Below are 26,274 nucleotides of genomic sequence, written 5' to 3'. Positions count from 1 at the left end.
CTGGCTTCATACTACAGCCCTTTCCTTGAGATCGGAGCATTTTGAGGAGTTGAGTCGGCGGATGGCTTCTGCCCGATGGGCAAGCTGGTTCCATCGGCTGCACTGCTTGGCTGGGACGTGCGGTCCTGGCAGTTCATAGAGGCCGATATAGCCGTTGTAGGCATGTCTTTTCACGATGCCGTATTTCGCCCATCTGACCAGGGTACATTCGGTGATTCCGAGTTTTGCGCAGGCTTCTGCTTTTGTCAGCATTCCCCGCTCGCGCAGCCGGTCGTAGCGCGAGCGCAGACCATATTGCTTGACAAGATAGATGACGCGCAAGTCGGTGAACTGGGCGTCAGCCTTGCCGCGCCGCGCTGAGCCGCCGGGGCGGATTCCCCTTGCATTCAGGATGTCAGCGATTTCAGCGCAGATATGATCGTCGAGAAGCTTGTCGACCAATTCGACCACCTCGGGCCGGGTCTTTACCTGCTGTGCGGACGATTTCGGGTTCTGAGTGGTCAATGTTTCGGTCCTTCCGCCTCTGAAGCGGATGTGGATCCGGGTCTCTCCCTCGGCCTGGAACTTGAGCAATGTGACGTCTTCGACGAGATAGGCAAGGAGTCGCTTGCGTTCTCGGTTCGGCAAGGTGGGGTCGCACCAGACCGTTTTGAAGTCGGCCGTCATGGCGATCAATCGATCACGGATTGCATCGTCGAGTGTCGCTCGGTCTTCGCGTAGAGCGCGCGCTCTTTCTTCTCGTAGATCAGCCAGCATGCGCAGTTTGTCGTTCCATTCGCGTTCAAGGGTGTCGGCAACCAGGCGGTTGTTCGGATCGACCAGCATAAACCGCCGCTGTGCAAGATCGGCATCGATTTGGGCGCGTTCGACGGCGCGGAGCCGGAGTTTGTCCGCTTCGTCATAGCGCGCTTCGATCTCTTTTCGGATCTCCAGAGCTAATTCCACGGCGGCGGGCGTCATTGCCGCGGCGATCAGTTCACCGATCGCCGCGTCGACGGGCCAGCCTGCGATCGACTGGCAGTGAGGCTCACCCCGAGAGACGTAGGCGCGGCTGCAGACGTACCAAGTGTCCACCTGACCGCGCCGGGTGACGTAACGGGCCCTCATGTGGCAGCCACACCGCCCGCATATGACGCGCCCCTGCAACAAAGCCGCGCCTTCGCGCGGTGGCGAGACCCGCGCGGTCTGGTAGCCTTGGCCATTGGCCTCGAGCGCCTTCAGGTTGTGCTGGAACTGCTCCCAACTGATATAGCCGGGATGGGCGTCCGGGATGCATGCGAGCCATTCATTGGGCTCACGTTTACGGACCTGTTTCTTTCCGTCGACGGTCCTGCGGTAAAGACGCTGGCCATAGGCATAGACGCCCGCGAAGCGAGGATTGTGCAGCGTGCGTAAGGCTGTCGATGTGGTCAGGGGTTGGAAGACCACCCGCTTGCTGTTGCGGAACCGGGATGGGAAGAGCAGACCTTCGCTGGCAAACGCCTTGACGGTCTGCGTAGCCGACCCGACCCGCGAGAACGTCTCGAAGAAGTGGGTGATCATCTCCCGGATCTGAGCGTCTGGATCGAGGACCACATCGCCAACCTCATTATAGATGAAGCCGGTCGGAAGGGGGCAACGATATTCACCGCGGCGTGCTTTGTTGAGAATGCCACCACGCAACCGGGCTTTGATAACGTGCAACTCGGCCTCGCTCATCGTGCCCTTGAGGCCCAGCAGAAGCCGGTCATTGAAGTTGGCCGGGTCGTACACGCCATCTTCGTCGAGGATGAGTGTGTCGGCCAAAGCGCAGATCTCCAGCAGCCGATGCCAGTCCGCATTGTTTCTGGCGAGGCGGGATACTTCCAGCCCCATGACGATCCCCGCGCGCCCCATGCCGACATCGGACACCAAGTGCTGGAAGCCTTCGCGCCACGCCGCTGAAGCGCCGGATTCGCCCTGGTCGCTGTCGATGACGGTGATCTGGTCGTCGCGCCATCCAAGCCCGATCGCGCGACCACGAAGATCGTATTGACGCTTGGTGCTTTCGACGTTCTCCATGACCTGTCGCATCGATGACTGTCGGATGTAGAGGTAGGCGCCACGCTCGAGATGATGCGATTGGACCTTGAGCTTTTCGTTCATGCTGTTCTCCGTTCAGGGGCCGCCATCACGATGGTGGCGAGCAAGTGGATGATTGTGCGTCGCTCGGACGTTTCGTCTGCGATCGGCAGCCTGGCGACTGGCGGCAAAGCCGCGGGTGGGGACCAGCCCGGCATACGCAAGATCGCGCTAACCCAGGCCCACATGCCGCGATGCAGAAGGATGGTAAGACCGCTGCGTGCCTCCAGAGGGAGCGCGGCGCCAAGCGTGGCGGCGCGCAGTATTTCGTATCGCTCCGTGGCGCGGGACTGCATCGCGCAATGCAATTGCGCACCGCCACTGATGGTTACACCGTTTTTTTTTCGCCGAGCGCACGCTCGATTGTTCTGGGGTGGACATCGAGTCCGAACTCTGTCCGCAGCCGGTTCGTCAGTTCGCGTGCCCGAATGGGCTCGCCCGGAACCACCTGGGCCCTGAGGAAGGCCAGCACTTCGCTCTGGATCTTGTGCGGGCCGTGCGGGCCGCGCTTCCTCGGTACTAGGCCGGCCAGACCCGCGTCCTCGAAGTCGGCTTTGGCCTGGTAGAAGGTCGGCCGGGAGACGCCATATTCGTCGGACACCTCCGTTACCGACATTTTGTCGACCGATACGCGCCGCAGCATCTCGTACTTCACCTGCACGATGTCGCGCGGATCGAAGAAGCCGTCCTCCCGGAACTTCTGATCGCCGATTTTTTCCGGGGCTGGATTGAGCGTGCCATCCTCGGCCAAAGCGCTGGCTTTCGATTGCCTGTGTTTGACGCTGTCCGACACCTGCGCCGCCCCCGATGCCGACTCAATTGACGTAATTATAAATATGCCGCGTATGGCTAAACCGTCAAGCGGAAATCTGTCAACCAATCGAGTATAATCTCTGCTAATACGACACATTCAGCGAAGCCCCCATGGGTTTTGCGGCGTTATTTTCCTTACAGCGTCGGCAAAATTTCCTTTACAATCTTTCGGCGTTGCGCATCTCCCTTGCGATATGAGGCGCTCTACGAGACCGCTGAGTTCCAGTAGGTCGGTGAGGCTGCACAGTGCGCGCCCGTTTCCCGCGACAACCTCAAGGCTGGGGCCTGCTGCATCGGTCCATTGCGGCGGAACAGAGCAAATCCGGCCATCGTCAAAGCGCAGCAGCAATACCTTGCCCGCTCGGTTACCGCGCTTCCCAACGCAGGCACCTCGCTGCCCGGAATACGGATGAAAGGGGTGAGTCACCGTCACAAACTGCGACGGGGACGATGAACCGCTTGCATTTCCAAGTGAGTTACAAACGGCTGGAACGGGGGCGGTTCATCTGGCCGAGCCCGGCCGACGGCGCGGTTACGATCTCGACGGCGCAGCTCGGTTATCTTTTGTCCGGAATTGATTGGCGCAACCCGCAGGGAACATGGCGGCCGACGCGAGTTGGCTAGCATTTACCTTTTGAAATTGCAGGAAAAATCTGATTCACTGGCTTCATGACGTTGAAGCCGGATGATCTTCCTTCGGACCTCGTAAGCGCCCTGGTGGCGCTGCGGGTCGAACGCGAAGCGCGGCTGCTGGCCGAGGCGATGGCCGCCAGCGCGCAGGCGAAATTGTCGGACACCGAGGCGCTGATCGCGCATCTGCAGCTCATGATCGAGAAGCTGAAGCGCGAGAAATACGGCCAGCGGTCCGAACGCACGGCACGGCTGATCGAGCAGATGGAACTTCAGCTCGAAGATCTGGTGACCGCGGCGAGCGAGGACGAGCTTGCCGCAGCCACTGCGGCAACGAAAACCCACAGCGTACGCGTCTTCACGCGCAAGCGGCCGGTACGCAAGCCCTGGCCGGAGAACATCGAGCGCGAGCGGGTCGTCATTGATGCTCCCACCGTTTGCGCCTGCTGCGGCGGATCCAGGCTGTCCAAGCTGGGCGAGGATGTGACCGAGACGCTGGAAGAGATCCCGCGCCGGTTCAAAGTGATTGAAACGGTGCGAGAGAAGTTCACTTGCCGCGATTGCGAGAAGATCAGCCAGCCGCCGGCGCCGTTCCATGCCACGCCGCGCGGCTTCATCGGTCCCCAACTGCTGGCCACAATCCTGTTCGACAAGTTCGGCATGCATGCTCCACTCAACCGCCAGAGCGCGCGCTTCAAGGCCGAGGGGATCGACCTGCCGCTGTCGACGCTGGCAGACCAGGTCGGCCACGGAACCTTCGCCGTCATGCCTCTCTTCCAGCTGATCGAGCGCCATGTGCTCGCTGCCGAACGCCTTCATGGCGACGACACCACCATCCGCATCCTGGCGAAGGGCAAGTGTGCGACCGGGCGCATATGGACCTATACGCGCGATGACCGTCCCTTCGCCGGGCCTGCGCCGCCGGCGGCGATCTATTACGCCTCGAGCGACCGGCGCGGCGAGCACCCGCAGAAGCATCTGGCCGGGTTCGCCGGCATCCTTCAGTGCGACTGTTACAGTGGCTTCGAGCCGCTGTTTGACCCGCAGCGGAAGGAGCAGCCGATCACGCCGGCCTTTTGCTACGCCCATGCGCGGCGAGGATTCTTCGAATTGGCCGACATCGCGAAAAAGGCCCGGGATGGCAAGAAGGGCAAACCGATCTCGCCGATCGCGCTGGAGGCGGTCAGGCGCCTCGACGCGCTGTTCGAGATCGAGCGCGCCATCAACGGCCGCAGCGCTGACGAGCGGTATGCCGTGCGGCAGGAGAAGAGCAAACCTCTTCTCGACGACATGCACGCCTGGTTGCTCCGCGAGCGCGATACCCTCTCGCGCTCTTCCGAGGTTCTGAAGCCAATCAACTACATGCTCAGGCGCTGGGTCGACTTCGCCCGCTTCATCGATGATGGCAGAATCTGCCTCAGCAACAACGCGGCCGAAAGAGCGCTGCGTGGCATTGCTCTGGGAAGGCGCAACTGGACCTTCGCCGGTTCCCAGCGCGGCGCCGACCGCGCCGCCGTTATGCTTACCCTCATCACCACGGCACGCCTCAACGACGTCGACCCGAAAGCTTGGCTCGCCGATGTCCTGGCCCGCATTGCCGATCTTCCCGCCTCGCGTCTGCACGAACTACTGCCCTGGCAATGGAAGCGCCTGCGCGAAGCCGACAAGCCCGCCGATCAGCAAGCCGCCTGACCTTCACAAAATGCCATCATAGCCCCGGCACCGCTCGCGCGAGCGCACATCTCTCGCGGTCTTCAGCGTATGCGTACGCATTCATTGGCCCCACGCCGGCCGAAGTAATGCCGACCGATGCCAGGCCCTCCATATCGGAGTCCGCGATGAAGGACACGTCACCAATCTCGGCGACATCGTCCTTGCTGCTCAGTTCGCCCCTCGTCCAGCCCACGGCAGTACACGGACGAGTGCTTCTTGTTTGGTGCCGTTATCGATAGCGAATTCAAGATGGTGCGGGATCCATATGAGTCGAGGTGCGACGATACGGATACTTCGTCCCGTTGGGCTGTCAGTCACTCGCTGACGAGTCGTTGGGTCGTAAATTGAACCTTAGCGCGGTTGCGTGGACGAAGATGTCCTTGGAAGCAGCAATGCTCGAACGGCTCGATTTTATTGACTCGCCCGGATTCGCAGCCGCAAGGTATGTCGGCAGGTTATTGACCTTCTCAGCAACAGCAACTACTTGATGAATGTCGCTTAGCGACGATCAGCCTTAGGGCTATTAACATGGCGCACCTTGGGTGCAAACAGGGCGGGTTGACCCGCCCTATTTTTTTTGATGTGCGGTTACAGTTGCCTGCGTACATCCGTCAATTGCAAGCCTCGACCATAGCATTCGCAGCTTCCGCCACGCTGAGCGTGTCCACAATACGACTGACAACCAGCCTTGCTTGTACAGGCTTTGACAGGTTCTCGGCATGCACCGTGCATTCGACAATGCCGCGGGCTTCTCCCGTCTTTGTGAACATCACCTCGAACTCGAAAACCTGTTCTCTTGCCTGGTGACGCCAAAGGTCGCACGTCAAGCCACCTTGCTTCGTGATGTCGGCCGCCGGCCAGCCGTCGTCATAGTAGAAAGCTTCAGGGTCATGCGGATCCGGAATGAAGGTTCGTAAGGGCCGATATGAAATCGTCTCGGGCGATGCCTGACCGAACAACGCGTCGGGAATGAAGGTGCGAAGCGCATCATGCTGCAGCAGGCGGGCCGCGGCACTCACCGCGGAAGGATCCAAGCGCCCAAGCAGTTTGGACATCTCTGCGATATGCTGGGGGTTTTTGCCCAGTGCCCCTGAAGCCATCAGTTTCGAGATGTCTAGCCCTTGCGTCACCTTCGGTCTCGGTTCTGCAGGCGGGGGTATGCGCGTAACCTGCCTTTGAAAAGGCGGAGGTTTGGGCGGCGGCGGAAACTGTATCGGGGAGGTCGTCGGCAATCGCAAAGGCGCGCTACCAGTCGCGGAATCCTCGTCGTCATCTTCGTCCCTGCGAACGCGCCGAAGTGCCAGCGAACCTTTCGCTTCGAACTCGACGCGAACCTGCAGGGCAGGGCGAGTGCCGTCGTTCGATATGGGCCAGCGCACCACGATGGGCGGCTCGATCTCGTCACGGCCGCGGTGGAGCTGCACCAGGATGGCGTGGCACTGCTCGATCCATTGTGGATAACGCACCTCGTGATAAATGCGGATATCGTCTTCGGAGGGGGAGGAGTACTCGATCTTCGTCACCTCGCCGGAAGCATCGGCCGTGTTCGACGGAGGAGGCGGCGTGAACTCCGATACGAGGGCATGCTTGAGTTTGAGCGCCGCGACAAATCCCTCGATTTCCAAATCCGTGAGAGGGGCCGCGACCTTTCTAGTTGCGGCTATCGTATTCGAGCGGTCCGCGCCTTCGCAGGTGCCGATCGAAATTCTTGGCTCCTGCGCCTGATAGGCTTCAACTTCCTTCTTGAGCTCTTTGATCCTTTTGGCATCGTCCGTTTCCTGCGGAGGTCGCCGCCAGCTTTGGTCGATCATAAGGTAAGGGACAGCCAGGCCATCAGCGGTCATGGCCGGTCCTGCATCTTCAGTGAACAACACCGCGCGGTGCTCCGGGGACCGTGAGTTCAGCGTGGACACGATGCCGATAAGCCTTTCGTCGGTTTTCGTGTAATCGAGATGTTCCTCCAGCGTGGGATCCGGTTTCACGCTGGGCATGCGGCGCAACACGACCTTTGGCGAGGATGTCCGGATTTCGGACTCCAGCACCGAAGCCTTCAGCATTTGACGGACGCGCCGAAATATTTCGAGCGCGCGATCGCGTGTGCGGCTATTGGCATTCTTGTGCTTGTCGATCTCATCCAGGACGGGCTTCGCCAGGAGGATCACGACGGGGTCGTGGCCGAGTTCTTGCCACGGCAGCTGTTCGAGTGGCTTACACTCGAAGAAAAGGTTGGTGTCTGCAACCAGATGGATTTCCATTCAGTTCCCCCACGGCAGCCGACGCTCACATATTTGTTTTCCTCCAGGCGAAATCAAGCGTTTTCACCGCTGGTGAACCGACCTCGCTTGTGGCAGCCAGCACCGCTGGCGGCTAGGCTGACCTAATCGTCCTATTGCGGTCCGAGACTAGGCCGAATCGGCGATTTACCCGTTTGGGACTGTCTCTCTGCCGAGACAGCCCATAACCGAAATGTCGGTTAGCCGCTTTTGCCTCCAAAGATTCCGGCCGCGCCCGAGCGCATTGAGGCGCGACCGCTGAATCCTGTGTGGCGCACCGCAAGGACGAGAAGTGAATTGTCGGATTGAAACTCTCAGCCGGCCGCTATCCGGTCAGATTGCAGGCGATCAGTCCAATTGTTGCTTCGATCAGTCTAATCAATCAGCTCAAGCAATGCGGTAGGCCTAGGTAGAGTGAGATGCTACATTGAACGGAGAGGCAGAGGATATTGGAAGGTCTGCCCAGTGAGGCCGGGGGGCTTTCACGAATGGAAGTTGAGGACCTGAAGTCTCGGATCGAGGCAGCCTTAGTGCATGGCCGTCTGAGCCAATGGCAGAGGCACTTCCTGAATGATATGCATGACCGGGTCGAGAAATACGGTCCGCGAACGCGATTGAGCGAGAAGCAGTGGGCTAAGCTCTATGAGATCATAGGTCCACCGTCGCCAGGCACATACGCGCCTCAGCCGCCGCCACCAGGCAAGTTCCGGTCGTCATCACGCCGGCATCGGCGAAGCCTCCTCGAGCGTGAAGGTAGATACTTGGCGGCCAGATTTGCCAGGACCTTTGGTATCGCGCTTGCTTTCATCGTCGGGGCCCTCATTTACTCCTACGTCAAGGACTCCAACATCACTTGGCCGAGCCCATCAGCCTTCGCCTCTCGGGATGCCGGATCCAGAGCTCCGCTTAGGAGATCTCAATTCACTATAACGGACGGAGACACCATCCGGCTGATCAGTGCCGCAAAAGGCACCCGGCTGGTTGGCTTCAACGCACCCGAAAGCATCGAGCCTAGGTGCGCGGTAGAAGCAGATCTCGGTAGACGAGCGAAGGCACGCCTTACGGAGCTGGTGGCTTCCGCAAGGCTCGAACTGAAGGCTGTCCCCTGTTCCTGTCCATCGGGAACGGAGGGCACTGCTCGCTGCAACTATGGGCGAAGTTGCGGCACCCTGTTTGCCGATGGCATGGATGTGGGCGACGTGCTGATTTCGGAGGGACTGGCAGTGCCGTTTGTCTGCAGTTCCACGAGCTGTCCTCCTACACCGCGTCCTTGGTGCGCGTCGTAGTCGAAGACGCTACCGGGACTCGGCTGCGTGACCGGCTTTGATTGGCCGCGTCGGTGAAGCCGTCAACTAGCCGGGTTCAGGACGAGCCAGCTATTCGTGCAGCCCCCAGTTCCGCTCCGGGTCGTTTCGGCGGTTGTCGGCCTCCGGCGGCACTTTCTCTGTCAACCGTTGCTGGCCGTCACTGGCCGTCCATGAGAACGAAACCCGCCATCCAGTCGTCTTGCCGGAATTGCTCGAATACCCGGCAAGGCTCTTGGTGACCGAGATTCCTGCGAGGACGAGAGTACCTGCTCCCGCCCCCTTGGCTGCGAAGAACACACGATCGAGGAGTTGGTAGTTGCTGAGGTCCGCTTCCCTGAGGACCGACGGATCGCTGACGGCTCGCTCCAGGCGTCGCCGCTCCGCGATCTCCTCACGAAGTCGGGGAGCATCGGCCAGATAGGATTCAGCTTCGGGTACCGAGGAAGGCCGAAGCGAGGCTTTCTGCATTGGCAGCTTGCCGGCCTTGTAAGCCTCGATAATTGCGGTCGCCGCGTCGGGGCCGACCTCCAGCACCGTGTCGAATACGTTGAGATCCCTCATCCGGATATCCTTGCGCTGCTCACTGGTCAGAAGCGATCCCTCGAGGATTAGATGGCGAGCCTTCAATGGCTTGATGCCGGGGAGGAGATTTAGAAAGACTGTAAGGCTGAGCATCGGGTTTCCTGGTTTCGGGCAGGAGCTTGATCAAGCTTCTGGGGGTCTCGCTGCCTCGAAGGGGGCAAAGCTGATGAGCGTGGGCATCCGCGAAGCGGCCTTTGAAGTCAACCCGTCGCCTCCTCTTTCCGTATAACCGCAATCTCGGTTAGAGAGGAAGCCGTCGCGAGATAGATCGTGTCCCCATTTCAGCCATTTGGTGCGACTCACCTGATCTCTTTCGTGATAACGCTCAACCACGCTCCTGTTCGATGGTGAAGTGCAAGTCTCCGACGGTCCAGTCGCTGGGAGGCTCGGGGAGATAATCCTCCTCTTCGGGAACGCTCAAGCTCCTCAACTCCTTGATAAGATCGTCTATTGCGGCAGCCGGACCTTTCAGTTCTCGCAACCGAGCAACGGCAGTGACCAGCTGAGTCCAATTGGAAAAAGCCGCATCGTCGCCGCCGACGACCGGACGGAGCGAATGCGCGTAGTGGCGCGTCAGGACCAAGAGGCTTACCGTCGGCCTGTTCACGGAGGATGGGAGCCGGAGGGTCGCTCGGAGCTCGGAGGTGCCCACGGCAGCCAGCCATGAGCGCACCTTGCACAGCCAGTCTCCGACCTGCTGATTCAGCCGTCCAGTCCTTGCCTGCTTCGTGGCGAGGTCGTCACCGTACGGGTCTTGATGCTTTAGCTGAATGAGGATCACGCGACCTGTCCGCTGCTCCGCAAGCACCAAGTCGATATCCGTCAATATCTTCCGGCCCCGCCTCAATTTAATATTTCCTCGATACTCCAGCTCGGGGAGCACGGTCCGGAGAACTCTCTCGACCGCGCGCTGCATGACACCCTCGCGCGCCCGCTGGGCCCGATCGTAGTCCGTCGGGAAATTGTGCTGAAGCGAGTTGAGGAGGAACAGCATCACGTTGTCGGCGGTCGCGCCGGCCAAGGGTCTTATCACATGCTGATCGGAGCACTGAATCAGGGGAGGTACGGGGGCGCCGGGCCGATCCAACAGTGCCAGGTTGCGTCGACTAACGGAGAGGACATCGAAGATTGTCTGAATGCCTTCTTCCGTCACCGACACGTGACCTTCAAATTTCTCGCCGGCCTGGTTGATGAATTCTCGAAGGCCCTCGAGGAAGCTATCTGTGTTGACTGACACTGTGAGGATATCCTCGATCCGGATCGTAGGCACCTTCTCCATTAGCGCTTGCACGTAGGCCCGATGCTTCATTCCCACCGACACTATGAACATGGCCGCCAATTGATAGTGCTGGAAGGTCATGTTGCCGAACGTTGTGGAGAAGTGAAAAGTGTCGAAGCCTTTGGAAATCTGGATCTCGTTATAGGCATGCCCAAAGAAGTATAAGTCGAGCGTAGGGTCGGCCTCGTAACCTATGAAGTGCGTGTGAAACGGATAAACGAGCGCGGTGAGCAGCGACCTCACCTCGTCGCCCACCTGTACATCCACGAGCGCCTCGTATCCTCGCGCAAAAATCTCTCGTTGCCGCCTGACATGATATTGATCAAGCTCACGCTCATGCAGCTCGAGATCGATTAGATTGGCCGCAAGGACGATGCGGAAGCAGTCTTGCTGCCTCTCGATTCTGCCGGCTTTGGCGGCAACGCTCTGCGCCACCCGTCGGCCGTGCTCAATGGTCCCGACCTTGTTGATCAATGAAAGCGCAGGAAGCGAATACACCAAGTCGCGCTGAAACGTCAGCGTGGGTGCCTCAAACCGTGGATGCGCCTGCATTGCCAGCTTGATTATGCGAACCACGGCGATTCGCATGGTATACGTGCGCTCTTGATCGGCATCACCAACCGCATCGCCCCGATTCTCAAAATCAAGGTCAAGCTCGTTGATGGCAACGCGCATCAGAAGACCCAATCCATCAGTCGCGATTTCGGTCGCTAGAGCAGTTTCTGGATAATCACGGTTAGGCATCGTAGCCGGCGTGGGCGAACAGGTTTTCGCATTCTTTGGGGTGGAAACGATCGATGGCGACGGCCACGGCGTCCCATAATTCCGGGATGGACCGGGCTGCTGCCTTTCGCAGTAAAGCCTTCAGCTTGGCGAAGGCCATCTCAATGGGGTTAAAGTCCGGGGAGTAGGGCGGAAGATAGCGAAGGGAAGCCCCCGCAGCCTCGATGATTTCGCGGACACCGACCACTTTATGAGCAGGCAGGTTGTCCATCACGACGACATCGTCGGGTTGAAGCGTCGGCACGAGGACGCGGCGCAAGTAGACCAGGAATGCTTCGCCATCCATGGCGCCGTCCAGGAGCCAGGGCGCGACGATCCCGTCGAGGCGCAGGCCGGCCGTGAAGGTCGTGGATTTCCAGTGCCCATGAGGAACAGCCGCCCGGCAACGCTGTCCACGCGCAGAGCGGCCTCGTAGCCGGGCCATCTTGGTATTGAGGCCACTTTCGTCGATGAAGATCAGGCGGCTCGGATCGAGATCGAGTTGGCCTTCGAACCACTCTTCCCGCGCTGCCAAAACATCCGGTCGCTGCTGTTCGGCCGCGTGCGCTGTCTTTTTTTGTACGTGATGCCACGCTTTGCGAAGAACGCATGGACCGTCGTCAGGCTGGCTTTGACCCCGCGCTCTGCCGCAAGGCGATCGACGATCTCGGCAAGCGTGATGTCCCGCTCATCGGTCTCGACCAAGGCGAGAATGAAAGTCTCGTGCGCGTCCAGCTTCGATACCTTCGGCTTGCCCTGCCGCCCAGGTTCCAGATTGCCGCTCGAACGCCAGGCCCGATACCATGCACCAGACGTCGATATCCCGATGGCAAACCGCCGTGCCGCTTCTCGGGTCGACAGGCCTGCCTCTATCGCCTCGATAACACGCGTCCGCAAATCCAGGCTGTAAGCTCGTGCCATGCCGCTGCTCCTTCCGCAAATCACTTCGATCAGGGAATCAGAACAAGCCGTTCACTGCAAACAAACGACTCCGATTAAGGGAAAACCGCTCTAGTTCCGCCTCCTCGCGGTTGAGGCAGTCGTAGAACTCTCGCAGATCGCTGGCCACGAATCGCTAACCTCTTAATTAAGCATTGCAATATGCAGGGTAGCGTATCCACGGGTCAGCCGTAAGCGATCGTCATGTTGCCCAGTCTCGGAGGCAGGCGACCCAGCCCGATTCCAGTTGTGCGCACGCTAGGGCTGAGAACGCTTTCTCCTCGACATTCCGGTCGCAATGAGCGATGAGTGACAGCGTCGGCGTGCGCATGCTTGCGCGGGGTGCTGTTGACGATTGCTGCCATTTGCGAGGAGGCATTTGATGCTACTCAGCCTCTTCTGCGGGGCAGGTGGACTTGACTTGGGATTCGAGGCTACGGACTACGAAATCGGATTGGCTTTCGACCTTCGTACCGACAGCATCGCGTCCTACAATCATAACCGCAAAGGAGCGCACCGCGGCCACATCGGTGATGTCTCGAAGCTGACACTGGCCGAGTTCGACAGACTGCATGGGGCCACCTTCGAGCCTGAGGGCATCATTGGCGGACCTCCGTGCCAGAGTTTTAGCCGCGCCAATACCGTGTACCTTGAGGCCGATCCGCGGCACTCTCTGCCGCTGGCATACGCCGAGCTTCTGAAGTCGCTCAATCAGCGCAAAACGGTGAAGTTCTTCGTCATGGAGAACGTGACCGGCCTGATGAGTGACCGGCACGCGCATCGGCTCCGACGAATTGAGAAAGCTTTCAACGATGCCGGCTTCTCGCTCAGCCGTGCCGTCCTGTTGGCGACTGACTACGCCACGCCGCAGATACGCGAGCGCGTTTTCGTAATCGGGCTGAACCGGGAGCTATACGGCGAAGCGGCCTGGTCCCCGCCTGCCAAGGTAGTCACCGCAGATGGGCGGCGGCCCGATGTCAGAGGTGCCATCGGTGATCTGCCCGATGCTACGTTCTTTGATCGCGATCTCAAACCCTCCGGCATCGCACACCACCCCAACCACTGGTGCATGCGTCCGAAATCGCCGAAGTTCACGACACCGGGAGCGCTTCGGCCTGGCGATGGACGCAATCGCAGCTTCAAGACTCTGGCTTGGGAATCTCCAAGTCCAACGGTAGCCTATGGACACCGAGAGGTTCACATCCACCCCGATTGCCACCGTCGGCTTAGTGTCTACGAGGCAATGCTGCTCCAGGGGTTCCCCAAGAAGTACGAGCTCCTCGGCAGCCTCTCCTCTCAGATCATCCAGGTCAGCGAGGCGGTGCCCCCTCCGGTTGCCGCAGCAGTCGCGGCCTCGGTACGCGCGCGGGTCGCGGAGCTGGATGCCCAGATCGCGGCCGGGCGAGCTGAGAAGCAGCGCGCACGAGGTTGAGCCGACGCTTCGATAATCGCCCTGCCACTTGAAGATTTGAGGCTCACTGCCGAGCTTTGGGTAATGCAGGTGACCAAGAACGTGCTCGATGACGTAGCTCGTCGCAAGATGATGGCGCAGTTCAGATCGAAGGACACCAAGCCCGAGGTCATGGTGCGCCGCGCACTCCATAGGCTCGGATACCGCTTCCGGCTGCATCGCCGTGATCTCCCCGGCACGCCGGACATCGTGCTCCCGAGGCATCGGACCATCATACTCGTGCATGGGTGCTTCTGGCACCAGCACAACGGCTGCCGGGATGCTCGAATGCCCCGCACCCGGCAGGACTACTGGTCAGCGAAATTCCAGCGTAACAGCGAGCGGGACGTGAAGATCACCGCTGCCCTCACGGCGCTAGGGTGGAGGGTTCTGGTTGTTTGGGAGTGCGACGCAAGGAAGCCGGACCTGGCAACTTACCTTGCGTCTGTGTTGGGACACGTCCCCAGCCGCGCGGGACATACCGAGGACGAAGAGACAGCGGCGGTCTGACATGCCGCCCGCTACGCAGCATTGGCCTCCAACCAGCCCCGGTATCCGGCGGCACCATCCACGTCGTAATGTGCTGACCGGAGCAGATCTGTGGATTCGATCGTCAGGGACTCAAGCAGCTGAGCTTCCCGCCCAAGCATCTCGTCGAGATCGAATAACTCGCCGGTCGCGCCGATCAGGCTTAGGCCATGGTCCACTTCGTTTGCGATGGCGATCTCGGCGTCCCCGCCGACCAAGCGATAGCGGTCATGCGCGGGCACCTGCACGACATCGCAACGGAAACCAAGCGACAGCATGTCGGGATGATCCGGGATCACTGCGTAGAAGCAGCCCGGCAGCATCTGAAGCGTGCGCTCCGGATGAGCCGCTCCAACGAACCGCAGCAGCCACTTGCCGAACCCGAGTGCGAATAGGTTCATGAAGGCCCGCGGGTCCAGTGAGCCTGGATCGGCGAGCACGGCACTAAGCCTGTCGCCCTCGGCGCGGAGCAGCTCCCCAGTCCGTCGTCCGAACTCGTCGCTCGCTGCTATATTGTCCGAGATAGCCTCTATCAGCGCGGCAAGGTTCCGAGCGTCGATACGGTCCGGTGCCACGCGCGTGGTTATGAACAGCAGCCATGGATGGATCGCATTGGTTAGCTGCAGCTGGATTAGCTCGGCGAGCGCGTCGATTACGGTCGCTCGCCCGGCACCAGCCGCGCGCAACGCGATATGATCGCATAGATCGATGTTCACCAAATGAAAGGGTCCGCCGCCTCGTACCTCGGCGTATGCAAGCGATCCCCGGTTCGCGATAGATTCGAACCGCTCGCGCAAGATCATCGAGCCGCTGTGGATTCGCGCGAGACCTCGGACCTCGCTCTCAGAGATGTTCAGCTGCACGTCGTCCGCCGACCCCCGCCGCACTGAGTTGAGGCCAGTGAAGCGAAGATCGAGGCCCGCCTGCTCGCATGCCTGCCGGAGCACGCGCACGTCAAGGAGATCCTCGCCGGGCAGGCTGAGATAGCGCACCGTCCTTGCGTCGCCCGGAAAGTGCGTCTCACGAAGCATGAGAAGAAGCGAGTCGTGCCACTGGTATCGCCGGACCCACTGCTTGCGTGGGCGGTGCCAAGGCTTGAATGGATGCAGTGAGGGCTCCTCGTCGGTCGGTTTGCGCAGGATCCGGCCGAGAATCTCGTCGTCGTTGAACTCCTCCATCAGGGGCGGGCTCCGAACACTGCTGCGATGTCCGCGACAAGCGACTGCTGGTCCTCCCACGAGAGGTTGTCGAGCAGGCCCCAGGCGCTCAGCACCTTCACCAATGCTTCAAGCTGGGTGTTCTCGACGGTGCTGTCGCGCGCTGCCGCCTCAACCTCGAAAATGTCAGCGTTGAACACCAGCACGCCGCGTTCGCGGTCCGCGAGGAGGGCTTGGCCGCCCGGCGCTAGCCTGACCTCTGGTGGGGGCTCGGCATCCGAGCCCCTCCGGTCGCGCCAGACGCGCTCGACGAGGCTCTCAAGGCGAGAGACACGATTGTCGGCCACGGCCGCCCGCCGTGCCTCAAGCAACTCCTTATTGAGCTGCTTGAGCCGGTTGGTCGTCTGGCGGACGGCGAAATGCACCCACTTCTGGAGATACTGGTAGTGCGGATGGCTGTAGTTGAAGGACTCACGGTCAATGTTGAGCGCGGCATCGAGCCCCTCCGTGATGAAGACCTCCGACATGAGCTGACGCAAACGGGTCAGTTCGGAAACCTGGTAGCCTAAGAACGACGGATCGAAGAGGACACCGCTCGCGTTGTTCACGCGGACGAGGCAGCCGTTGTTCTCCTTGGGGGTGATCTTCTGGTTCCAGTATAGATATGCTTCGAAGGACAGTGCCCCTCCGCCAATATCGGGGGGCACCGCTCCCAGACCAGATGTCACCTTGCCGAAGAACATCAGCGGGCGACCGATATCGCTAGTGCCGTGAAGATCCTTGTCGAACGAGATCGGCCGCAGCAGCTCGACCTCGTCGAGGAGCACGCGGAACAAGCCGACTGGGTCGACGGTGCTCGTCAGCCCAAGCCGCTGCCCGATGGTCTCTGTACCTGTCAGCTCCACAGGATCCGCCGACCTGCTAGTGAGGCTGTAGAAGCCGATCCCGTCCCCGGCCGTCAGCTCGAACGGATGCCGGTCAATGTAAGGGACGGGCACCGCCAGGCTGAGCAACCAGATCATTCCGAGATAGTGATCGAGAGACTCCTCGATGTTGGGCGTAGCTTTGCGTGTGCGGATTTCTTGGCGCACCGCTGCATACAGCTTCCGGAACCTGGCACCCGGGGCATCGGACGCGTCCCATGGCAGCCGGGGTTGCTCGAGATATACATCGGCATCGTCGCGTGCGACCCGCCCGATATGGTAGCTCGGTGGCATTGGGGGAGTGCCATCCACGTCCCCGGCCTCTGCTCGGTCGAGAAAGGTCCACCTGTCGAGGCCCTGGAGCAGCTCGCGCGCCTGTGGCGTAATCTCCATCAAGACAATCTCGGTGCCCTGCGTCTCGATGTCGGTCGCGGGCTCGCTCATGATCGTGACGGTGCCCGTCTCGAAGGCGTGCCTGTCAGAGGCGGCGGCGAGCATCTCCTCTGTGTGAGTCTTCAAGACAACGACCGCAGAGGTCCGGAAGTCGTCCCCGCGACGCTTTGTGATCACCTGGAAATGCTGCGTCAGCTGTGCGACCGAGAAGAGCCCGATCCCAATCTTTCCAATAAGCCGACGCCCGCCGGGGGAGAGCGTCGGGTCCGATAGGTTCGCCGTCCCGAGACGCTTACCCTTGGCGGTCCGCTTTGAGCTGCCACCGATGTGGGTCACGAGATCAGCCAGGACCTCGGGCGACATCCCGAGGCCGTTATCTCGGACGACAATGCGCTCGAAGCGCGGCGCATCGGTCTGCAGGATGACCTCGGTGGCATCCGCATCATAGGCGTTCGAGATCAGCTCGCGGAACGCGGACGACGGCCGGCGGTAGATGCCGTCGGTGACGCGGGCGAGCACGCGGTCGTCGACACGGAGCGTCGTTCGGACGATGTCTCCGCTCTGACGGCCACGACGTATCTCAAGCGCCAGTTCTTCAGCGCGATCCTGCATCAATCCCCCTTATCTGTGCTGGAGCACGCTGCGGCTGCATGCTGCCCGGCGAGTGCCGTTTTGCCGCGCCCCTCCCCCTGTGTCCAGCAGTTTCAGATCGGCCTCCTGATCGCCATGAACGTGGAGCGGAACTCGACGGTTAGCCCATTTTGCATGCCAGCGACCTCGGCGGCGGTCAGCGCAGGGTGGGTCATGCCTTGGCGGACATCCCAGAGCGGATGTCCGATTACGATCGCGCGGCTCGCGATGACGACCGCCTCCAGTCCTGCGAGGGTCGTCCGCGACGATCCCGGAAGCGCGGCATGCACCCGATCTGCTGCATACTGCGCAACGCCGGTCCAATAGGGAGGCGAGAAGTCGATGGGAGCCGCCACGTCTAGGCAGAGCCGCGCAACATCCACCGCGAGACGCCAGTCCAAGATGCTGTGGTAGGCCAGGTTTCCATAGTCGCGCATGCACTCGTGGCAGGATGTCTGGCACACCGTGCCATGGTCGCGCGGGTTGGCCATAACCTGGAACCGGCCGAGGAGGCCGGGTCCAAGTACATCGTGCAGCACCGCTTCAAACTCGGTTGGCGCTCCCAGGAAGGTGCTGTAACCCGCACCGTTCTCAAGCGTATCCGAGAGGAATACCTGGCCGACGACGTTCCCCGCCGCAACTGTCGTGCGCAACCCGACCTTGAGCTCGCTATCGCTAACATCCAAGCGGACCGCCGCAGCCCGCCTCAGCAGGAACCCGAACGAGTATAGTGCCGCCCGGCCCTCGACACGCAGCGGATCCGCAAACACGCCGGATGGCCACACGTCGACCCCGGCGACGAGCACGTCGGTGCGGCTTATCGCGGCCAGCGCCCGGCGGTCGGGACCGCCTGTGGGTTGGGTCCGAGGTGTCGCGTCGACTTTGCTAAGGGCCTGACGCGTTGCCCAGGTCTCATCCCAGAACCTTTCGAACTCGAACAGCTGCCCGTTGTTGTCGTTGATCACGTGGACCGTCTGGCCGCCGCTGTGGATGCCGAAATTGCAGTGCGGCGCGAGCGGAGGCCCCGCAAGGCCAAGCTTTGGCCGCGTCGCGCGCGGTGTCCACTCGAAGGTCCCATCATAATCCCGCTCGGACCCGAACCGAGTTCGGAAGCCGCGCGGCTCCGAGAGATCGACGACCTGGTAGTCGGCGGCCCCCGCGCCGCACACCTGACAGGAGAACGCAGGGACGGCGGCTGCGTCGATCGACTGACACCGCCGGCAGATGCCAGTGGGGATCGGCGGTCCGAGTGGGTTTGCTATCTCTGTGGGGATGCCTCCCCGAAGCTGATAGTCCACCACGCCGATTGCCGTGTGGATCATGCCTTCCTTAACGGTCTCCGACCCAGGAGCGAACTGGCTGATCGCCAGATCGAGGGGACGATCAACGACATCGGCTGGCGGCCACTGTCCCCGGCCCGGTCGACCGTGAAATAGATAGCGCGTCCTGGTCGGGAAGCCGAACATCGGAAGAATGCCGGCATTGGCCAGCCGCTCGCTCAGCTGCGTCTGCATCAGGTGAGGGCTGGCCACGGCTGCGTCGATTTCCCCCACGAGGTTCGCGGCGACCCAAGCCTCCAAGCTGCCCTGGCGCCCCTGAAGAACGGGAGCAGCTGCTTGAAGAAGCACACTGCAGATCGCGGATATCCTAGGCCCGTTCGCACCGATCCAGGCGGAGACTTGAGCACGAACTGTCGAGCCAGCCCCACCGCCAAAACCGGCTAAGGGCTGCGCCCATGCGGCGGTCTCCCCGAACTCCCCATGAACGCTGTCTGCGGATGCCGCGGGAAACAGCTGGAGTGCTGCAAACGCCTCGCGGAGAACCTCTTTCGCCAGGACGCGCCGGACTATCGGCTCCACCGTGAGGTCGACATAAGGCTGCGGCGGAGGATCGGCCGTGATCTTCTCGGGCCGCTGGAAATAGTAGTCGTCATGGCTTCGACCGCGGCAGAGCGTCAGCGCGATGGAGAGCGCAGTGCCGCGCCGGCCGGCACGACCGACCCGCTGCTGGTAGTTAAACCGCAGCGGCGGCATGTTCGCCATCATGACTGCGAGCAGCGGTCCAATGTCGACACCAGCCTCCATCGTCGTCGTCACGCTAAGGAGATCGATAGTGTCGACGAGCGGAATCTCCTCGGGAGCGGGTAGGCAGACACCTTGGAAGAGCCGTTGACGCGCGCGTGCCTCGGCCTTGCCGGTCTGTCCCGTCATCTCCTCGCAGTTGAGACGGAAAAGCGGTCCCGCGCCCCGTGCCAGATATAGGTAGTAGTCCTCTGCTGTCGCGCCGGCCCCAAGAGACTGAGGCCCTACCAGCTGGCCTTGGCAATCGGTGCATACCGACGCACTCGGATGGAGATGGACGCGTCGGCAGGCACCGCATTCCCACGATCCAGCACCAACGCGGGCGATCCGCAGGCGGTTCGGCTGGATCAGCCAGCTCGTGACTAGCCCGCCATGGGACAGCCGGGTCTCAACGGCCGTCACCAATGCCGCGGCGGACCTCCCGTTGACCCTTGCGACCTCGTCCAGATAGTCTCGGACAAAGCCCGGGGCGGTCGGCGCACCTAGCGCGGTATAGGGCTCGCCATCGATGCGGCGGCGCTCGCCAAGGAGCCGAAGCGTGCTGTCTGCCGCTTGGACAACGACCGCGTCGCCGTCTCCCGGCGCGCCCGACCCGACGGCGGCGTGGGCGATCTGAAGCGCCTCCAGTCCACGGCGTCCCGAGGCGAAAATCACGTTCAGCACCACCGCATGAGCATTGCGGCGCAGCCGCCGAAGATGCTCGTCCTGCTCGATCGACAGCCCTCCTGGCAATGGCGATGGCGGCGAGGTTGCCCAGTCAAACAGCTCCCGCCAGTTGCCCGTCTTCCGATCTGGATCGGTCCAAAGGCTGTCTTGGACGTACCCTCCAGGGTTGATGCCGGCTGCAAGAAGCCGGAGTTCTGCATCGCGAAACAGGTCGCCGACGAGGAACGGCCCCGCTGTCCGGGCGAGGATCGCCGCCGCCGCCTGGGCGAAAGTGGAACCGGGCGAATAGGGGCACGGCTGCCCCGCCAATGGGCCAGTAGCCGATCCGATGACCACTGCGTCCTGCGGCGAACTTAGCACAAAGGCTGCTGCTGCTGCGGCCTCCTCCGGTGTAAGCTGCGCACCAGCGACCTGCCTTTGGAAGGCGGCGGGTCCCTGGCCTGCGACTTCCAGTGCAGCCACCACCGCCTGGCGAGCCGCGTCGAGATGGTGCGCCTGGCGCATGCCGACTGAAAGCTTGGCCGCATCCTGCCTGCTGTCGGAAAAGACGACCAGCTTCCGGTTCCGCTCGCTGCCCGGAGGAGCGATGTCGCGCAGGAGCGAATCCGCAAGGACTTGGGCGACCTTCTGGAAACCCGTGCGCTGGCCGCGAATTGGCGAGCCGACGTTGCGGCCCGCCCAGTCCGCGTCGCAGCGCGGGCAGCGAGATGGAAATGCGCCCGGTGACGGCGGAACTGGGCTGCCGGCGCGCTGCGGTTGGTGTTGGGAACGAACATAGTAGATGTGCCCATTGCCAGTCACGCCCGCTGTCAAGATACCGGAGGCCGGATCCAAGCGCGCCCGCCGCCATTCCCGCTGGGCGTTCCCCTGTCTCCACGTCGCCGAACGCGGGGTGCGCCCGGCGGACGGCCAAAATACCGCGTAGTTGCCGTAGTCGCGCTCCGCGCCGGCACGGTCCGGCACCTGTTCGAGATCGGGGAAGTCCGGTGTCAGCCGCCACTGGTTCGGATTGTTGGTAGCACCGCGATATCCGCCCAAGAATACCTCGCCGCACGGCTCGCAATACAGGAGCTCAAGCACACGCGAGCCGCATCCGCACCCGGAAGCCGGAACGTGATGGAGCGCACCGACAGGTGGCGCGTCAGAGCGCTGTGGGGTGTGCCCGCAGGCGGGGTCGGCGCAGGCCCAGAGCCCCTGCACGTTCCTGAACATTATGTGGGCGCGGACCGGCAGCAATGAATCCCGATTCGGCAGCTCGGCGCTGGCGAGCGCAGTCACCAGGCCCTCCGCCGCAGCCGCCGCTACCTGCGGAGTCTCGGCAGGAAACAGGCGGGCGCCGATGTCGGCGGTCTGTCTTGGCTCCAATCTTCCAGAGCCATCGTCGGATCTGCACACCGATCGCAGCGCATCGGCCGCCTCAACGTGCGCGAGAGCGCGGCCAAGCCTGTCCCCGGCCAGAAGATGGCCGTTCTGGCTGACCCCGATCGCGGCTTCGAGCGCGCCGGCTGCTGCCTCGGTCCCTGTCGAGGCGGCTGCAGCCGGAAAGGCGGCAAGCGCGGCCGCGTGCGACGCGATGGATGACATCGCAGTCGCTGACAGCGGTCGCTGCGTACCGCCGATCACGGCGAATCGCGACCTGTCGCGGCCAAAGAATCCGTGCAGGTAGTCGCGACCGGCGACATCGTCAGAGAGGGAAGCGGACGACGCGATGATGCGGAGCTGATCGTGGTCCGGGTGAAGCCCCAGGCGATCGAGCAGCACCCGCAGAAGATACGCCACCTCCGTTCCAGGAGTGCCGCGGTAAGTGTGCAGTTCGTCGACTACGAGATGGAACACATTCCGCGTGTCGAGCCTCAGCCAATCACGCGTAGCATCGAAGATAGGTGCCTCGATGCCTCTCATCAGCATGATGTTCAGCATGCTGTAGTTGGTGATCAGGATGTCAGGCGGGCTGTCTTGCATGTCCCACCGGGACCACATCTCCGCACCGTCCATGCTCTGGAAGAAATGGGCAGCTTCGGGTGATCCGGCGACAGCAAATGCATCCCGCTCAAGCGATGCTAGCTCGCGCCGCAGCTCCCCTGCCTTGCTCGTGGATGACGGATCGCCAGAAACCGGCGTGCGACCAGTATAGCGGCCAAAATAGAGGCGGTTGCCGTGGCGGTGGCTGTCGAGCCAGGTTCTGGCACCTACGCTGTCAAAGCCCAGGCGAAGGCGCACGAGCTGATCCTCCGCCAGCGCATTCAGCGGGTACATCACCAATGCGCGCATCGCCGGCGGCCGTGTGACGGAATTCTCGTGGCCTCGCTGCGAGATGCGCGGGTGGTATCGCTGTCCCTGCGGGCCGTCGTGGTTCCACCAGTCGTGCTCGGCCGGCAGGGCTCCTGGGGCTCCCCAGCGCGCGGATTCGGCGACAAGTGCCGCTGCAAGCGGAAGGAGGAAGCATTCGGTCTTGCCCGAACCCGTGCCGCTGGTGACTATGACGTCCCTGCGCTCACGCATCGAAGCATCGAGCGCCCTGAACTGATGCTGGAAGAGCTCACGCTCGACGGGGAACAGGCCCTGCGACACGAAGTCCGATATGTCTGTGATGAGCTGGGGCGAGAGGGATCCGCCGAGGATGTCGGATGCCGCGGCGGCGAAGTTGCGGCCGCTCATAGCATATGGCGGTGCCGGCTCGATGAGTGGGCGGCGGTAGAGGCGCCCGTCGGCATCGAGAAGCGCGCGGCGCTCGGCGACCAGGCTGTCATATCGAAGGTCGAAGGGGCTATCGAGGTAGCGCAGATAGATGTCGCGCATGCGCTCGAAAATCGAGACCGGGTTCGTCAACTACTTAGCTCCCTCTCCAATGTTTCGCAGGGCGGCTGATACTGCCGCAGCAACCGGGGCGGTCACCCCGGAGTAAACGAGGTGCCGCTCTGCAACGGACGGCAGCGTGCCGGAGCAGACCACCAGCGCGCGGTCGATGAGGCCTGGCGGCCGGACCGTGATCGGAAAGCTGGCGATGCCCTTGGACAGGTCAAGCCGCATCGCACGCTGTCGGCGGCCAAGGACCCAGAACTTCGCCACGGCCGGAGGTGCGTCGCGGGAGATCCCGGCGTGCCTGACGATATGGCGGGTGCCGTAGTCAGAGCTGAATCGGAAGAGACCGCGCTGCGCACACCCGGCCTCCGCCAGAGTCGAGGCAGTCCAGTCCATTCGCGAGCGGGAGAAACGCGACACCTTCCACCCGCCACTGGGCAGTGCCGTCTCCGGAAAGCTCGCAGGCGAGGGGACTCGATAGGCTGCAAGCACGGCCAGCGCGGCGTTCCATTGCACGGGGATGCCCACTTCACGCGCAAGGCTGATCATCTCTCCGGCCGATGCTGTCTCGACGCGCACTAGATCAGGGGCTCCTCTCTGCGGAAGCGTGAACATCCTTCCGGCTGCCGCGGAAGCCAGGCGCTCGAGGAGCGCGTCGCTGCGCGCACCGCACAGGACAGCGGTCGCCGATGTCGCGGGATCGCCGGCGGCAAGCACCGGCGGTACCACGCGCCACCCGCCTCCGGCTGCCTGGCCGAACTCACAGTGCGCCAGGCTGCCGAACGCCCACATCGCCCGGTTGTGAGCCGCTGGCCCGCCACGCAAGGAAGGAAGAAGCTCCGCTGCTTTGCGCTTGAAAGTAGCGTCGGTGCCGGATGCGACCGCCGACACCCATTGGAGAAGCTCGTTCATCGCAGCGGCCTTCGTTTTCGCTTGGCAACCGCCAGATACTGGTCCCACAACCGCCGCTCTGCAGATCCGCGTGCTCCGGCGCGTCCCGCGGAGCAGATTGTCCGTGCCCACCGGATGATCGCCGAGGTCGCCGCGTCGGCCGACGCGGAGGGCGCGAGCGGTGCGCCGATCAGGGAGGGCTTTGAGCTGCGCATGCTCGCGGCGCGAGCCAGAAGCCATACCGGAGTGAATTCCGGCCTGGCGACGTAGATGCCGTCGATCGCTGCGCTAAAGCTACAAATCTCACCCGGCACAGCACCGAGCAGATGTGCGAAGGGATCGACATGGAAGTATTCACCTCCATTCGCCGAGGCGAGCGCACCCGCCACAGCCGTCGTCTCACCCCACGCGGGCCACCAATCCCAGACCAAAGAACCCGGTTCGACCTCGTAGGTGGCAGTAATGCCGCCATATTCGATTCGATGACCACCTCGGCGGTCCCAGCCCTCTGCGGCCCAGGTACCATCGCCTTCGAGCGACGCGGTACGGCCGTCGATACGCACGGGTTCGCCTGGCTCCAACAGCCCCAGCAAACGGATCGAAGGCGGATGCCCTTCCAGCCACCTTCCACGAGCAAGCTGCAGGCCTCCCGCCAATTCGATCGAGACGGCAGGCAGCGGATCGAGTGCATGGAGGATCGCCGGGCCATCCTGGGGAGCTGAGGGGCGGGCCGGGCGGATGCCGCGCCAGCAGAACCAATCGGCCGGAACTCCCGGACCCTCGATCCTTATGGGAGCGCTGGCACCCGTCGCTGCGATCTGGGCGAGTGCCACGCCAGAGAGCTCATCCTTGCAGACGACCACATTCTCGCGCCCAATCGCAACACGAGGCTGGCTGACGAATCCTGCGACGCTCGGATGCTCCCCGAAGATGTGAATGTCCCGCGACGAGCGGTGCCACCGGACGGGCAACCCCACAGCAGCGATTGACAGCCCTTCCGAAAGGACACGGGCACCATCCGCTAGCGCAAGCGGCTCGAGGAGCCGGTCATCCAGTGCGCCCAGCCAAGTTTCGTCTCCGCCTTCCAATACCGCGACTTCTTCAGCGCCGACCGGCTGGCGCAGCAGCGCGCTCAGTTCAATCCCCCAATCACCCGGGCCGAATAATAGCTGAAGGTCCGCCTCCAGATCCTGATACTCACGTTCCGCGTTGGCAGCGGTAAGCCCGGGTTCGCGCCTAGTCCGCGACCGTTCGAGTCTTGGGCGGTAGGTCGGCGGCCGGCCAGGCCCCGATTCTCGGCCGGCTTCATTCTCGGTGGGCACCACCCCGCCTTGGGGGGTGGACCGCTCGGGTCCTGAGGACGCTGTATCGATGATGTCCGGAGCTATCTCCGGATGGGGGACCTCGATTGCATCAGACTCGGCATCGAATACCGTCACGTCCGGGACACCGCCATCCGGCGACGCGCCGGCTCCCACGACGGCAGCCTCGGGCCTCCCAGTGGGCGCATCGGCCTCTGGAACTCCTCCGGTCGTCTCCGTTCTGGTGATCGCGAGCCGCCCAGGATCTCCGGTCGAAGGCTCGCGTAGAATAATGTGGTCGTCCCCATCGGAGCTGTCTGGCAAATCGGCGCAGCACGCAGGATCGACCGCGGGCTCGTCATCCGGTCCCTTGACCCTGGCACTCTTGTGAGCATCGGTTACGTCCGGAAATAGCTCCTCCGTTACGCTAATGGGAAGCGGAGCAGTCGAGGCGAAATCCATCAGCGCGCTGCAGGCAACCTCCGAGCTTGCGATCTCGGCTGCAGCGATAGCCGGCACCCCCCCGTCTCCGATGCATTCAGCCCATGCGACGCTTATCGGCTCATCCAGAGGGGGGCGGGCATCAGCCCCGGGCGCGAGCCATTCCGACTCCGGCAGCACCTGTGGTGCCACGACGGCGGCGATGTCACGCGCTGGCTCATCACCCCGGCGCCCTCCAGTTTCAGCTTCCGCAGCCTGAGCCTGCTCCCCAGGCGCGTCTTGAGGGGCGTTGGCGGAGATGTGAGACTGCTCTGCAGCCGCATTCATTGGCCCTACGTCGTACGAAGTAATGCCGACCGATGCCAGGCCCTCCATATCGGAGTCCGCGATGAAGGACACGTCACCAATCTCGGCGACATCGTCCTTGCTGCTCAGTTCGCCCCTCGTCCAGCCCACCGCCGATGGCTCAACGCGAGCCGGATGAGAAGGTCCTTCCGGCTTAGCCGCCGCTACCTCATGTGCTGGACCTGGCGCGAACGGCTTAGTTTTCCGGCCGCCGAACAAAGTTAGCGTGTGACGGAGCAGCGCCCCAGCGAAACGGCTGGCCGAACGG

16 protein-coding genes are annotated in these 26,274 nt (G+C 62.3%); 4 read left to right on the top strand and 12 right to left on the bottom strand.

The window, feature by feature from the left end; translation table 11 throughout:
* Positions 1-6 precede the first annotated feature (6 nt).
* From ACFOJ9_RS30665 to ACFOJ9_RS30655, 3 genes are all read right to left on the bottom strand, one after another.
* Positions 7-2,124, bottom strand: coding sequence for a recombinase family protein (locus tag ACFOJ9_RS30665; RefSeq protein WP_378984653.1), 2,118 nt, complete (start codon positions 2,122-2,124; stop codon positions 7-9).
* Between the two features lie 304 nt (positions 2,125-2,428).
* Positions 2,429-2,851, bottom strand: coding sequence for a helix-turn-helix domain-containing protein (locus ACFOJ9_RS30660; protein WP_245331263.1), 423 nt, complete (start codon positions 2,849-2,851; stop codon positions 2,429-2,431).
* Between the two features lie 159 nt (positions 2,852-3,010).
* Positions 3,011-3,340: a DUF5372 family protein gene (locus tag ACFOJ9_RS30655; protein WP_378984651.1), complete on the bottom strand. Its 330-nt coding sequence runs from the start codon at positions 3,338-3,340 to the stop codon at positions 3,011-3,013.
* A gap of 23 nt (positions 3,341-3,363) precedes the next feature.
* Between ACFOJ9_RS30655 and tnpB the strand changes: the two genes are divergently transcribed.
* Both tnpB and tnpC read left to right on the top strand, forming a co-directional pair.
* Complete coding sequence (gene tnpB / locus ACFOJ9_RS30650; protein WP_378984649.1) at positions 3,364-3,537, top strand: IS66 family insertion sequence element accessory protein TnpB; 174 nt, start codon at positions 3,364-3,366, stop codon at positions 3,535-3,537.
* Between the two features lie 45 nt (positions 3,538-3,582).
* The gene (gene tnpC, locus ACFOJ9_RS30645; RefSeq protein WP_378984647.1) at positions 3,583-5,235 is read left to right on the top strand and encodes an IS66 family transposase; all 1,653 of its coding nucleotides are present in this window, start codon (positions 3,583-3,585) and stop codon (positions 5,233-5,235) included.
* A gap of 632 nt (positions 5,236-5,867) precedes the next feature.
* Here the strand turns inward: tnpC and ACFOJ9_RS30640 are convergent.
* From ACFOJ9_RS30640 to ACFOJ9_RS30625, 4 genes are all read right to left on the bottom strand, one after another.
* Positions 5,868-7,511 (bottom strand): PIN domain-containing protein, encoded by a 1,644-nt coding sequence (locus tag ACFOJ9_RS30640; RefSeq protein WP_378984645.1) that lies wholly within the window; start codon positions 7,509-7,511, stop codon positions 5,868-5,870.
* Between the two features lie 1,394 nt (positions 7,512-8,905).
* On the bottom strand, positions 8,906-9,511 hold the full coding sequence (locus tag ACFOJ9_RS30635) for a hypothetical protein (RefSeq protein WP_378984643.1): 606 nt from the start codon (positions 9,509-9,511) through the stop codon (positions 8,906-8,908).
* Between the two features lie 232 nt (positions 9,512-9,743).
* A complete protein-coding gene (locus tag ACFOJ9_RS30630; protein WP_378984641.1) occupies positions 9,744-11,372 on the bottom strand; it encodes a hypothetical protein in 1,629 nt (542 codons plus the stop codon).
* A 61-nt stretch (positions 11,373-11,433) separates the two neighbouring features.
* Positions 11,434-12,380 (bottom strand): IS630 family transposase gene (locus ACFOJ9_RS30625; RefSeq protein ID WP_417568608.1). Its coding sequence is split into 2 segments (ribosomal slippage): positions 11,434-12,036 and positions 12,039-12,380, totalling 945 coding nucleotides; the frame shifts between segments, so codons are not numbered across the junction.
* A 400-nt stretch (positions 12,381-12,780) separates the two neighbouring features.
* Between ACFOJ9_RS30625 and ACFOJ9_RS30620 the strand changes: the two genes are divergently transcribed.
* Both ACFOJ9_RS30620 and ACFOJ9_RS30615 read left to right on the top strand, forming a co-directional pair.
* A complete protein-coding gene (locus tag ACFOJ9_RS30620; protein WP_378984639.1) occupies positions 12,781-13,830 on the top strand; it encodes a DNA cytosine methyltransferase in 1,050 nt (349 codons plus the stop codon).
* 69 nt (positions 13,831-13,899) lie between these two features.
* Positions 13,900-14,358 carry a very short patch repair endonuclease gene (locus ACFOJ9_RS30615; protein WP_378984637.1) on the top strand — a complete coding sequence of 153 codons (459 nt, stop codon included), beginning with the start codon at positions 13,900-13,902 and terminating at the stop codon, positions 14,356-14,358.
* An 11-nt stretch (positions 14,359-14,369) separates the two neighbouring features.
* Here the strand turns inward: ACFOJ9_RS30615 and ACFOJ9_RS30610 are convergent, their stop codons facing one another.
* The 5 genes from ACFOJ9_RS30610 to ACFOJ9_RS30590 form a co-directional block, all read right to left on the bottom strand.
* On the bottom strand, positions 14,370-15,554 hold the full coding sequence (locus ACFOJ9_RS30610; RefSeq protein ID WP_378984635.1) for a PP_RS20740 family protein: 1,185 nt from the start codon (positions 15,552-15,554) through the stop codon (positions 14,370-14,372).
* Positions 15,554-17,461 carry an ATP-binding protein gene (locus tag ACFOJ9_RS30605; RefSeq protein ID WP_378984633.1) on the bottom strand — a complete coding sequence of 636 codons (1,908 nt, stop codon included), beginning with the start codon at positions 17,459-17,461 and terminating at the stop codon, positions 15,554-15,556. The genes ACFOJ9_RS30610 and ACFOJ9_RS30605 overlap by 1 nt, the downstream gene beginning before the upstream one ends.
* A gap of 92 nt (positions 17,462-17,553) precedes the next feature.
* A complete protein-coding gene (locus ACFOJ9_RS30600) occupies positions 17,554-23,055 on the bottom strand; it encodes a DEAD/DEAH box helicase (protein ID WP_378984631.1) in 5,502 nt (1,833 codons plus the stop codon).
* Positions 23,056-23,940: a hypothetical protein gene (locus ACFOJ9_RS30595; RefSeq protein WP_378984629.1), complete on the bottom strand. Its 885-nt coding sequence runs from the start codon at positions 23,938-23,940 to the stop codon at positions 23,056-23,058.
* Positions 23,937-26,117, bottom strand: a complete 2,181-nt coding sequence (locus ACFOJ9_RS30590; RefSeq protein WP_378984627.1) for a hypothetical protein — start codon at positions 26,115-26,117, stop codon at positions 23,937-23,939. Before ACFOJ9_RS30590 ends, ACFOJ9_RS30595 begins: the two co-directional genes overlap by 4 nt.
* Positions 26,118-26,274 lie beyond the last annotated feature (157 nt).

The organism is Mesorhizobium cantuariense (assembly GCF_042647205.1).
In the GTDB taxonomy this organism is placed as follows: Bacteria; Pseudomonadota; Alphaproteobacteria; order Rhizobiales; family Rhizobiaceae; genus Mesorhizobium; species Mesorhizobium cantuariense.
Note: the sequence above shows the minus strand (reverse complement) of the source record. Positions and strands in the feature narration are given on the sequence as shown.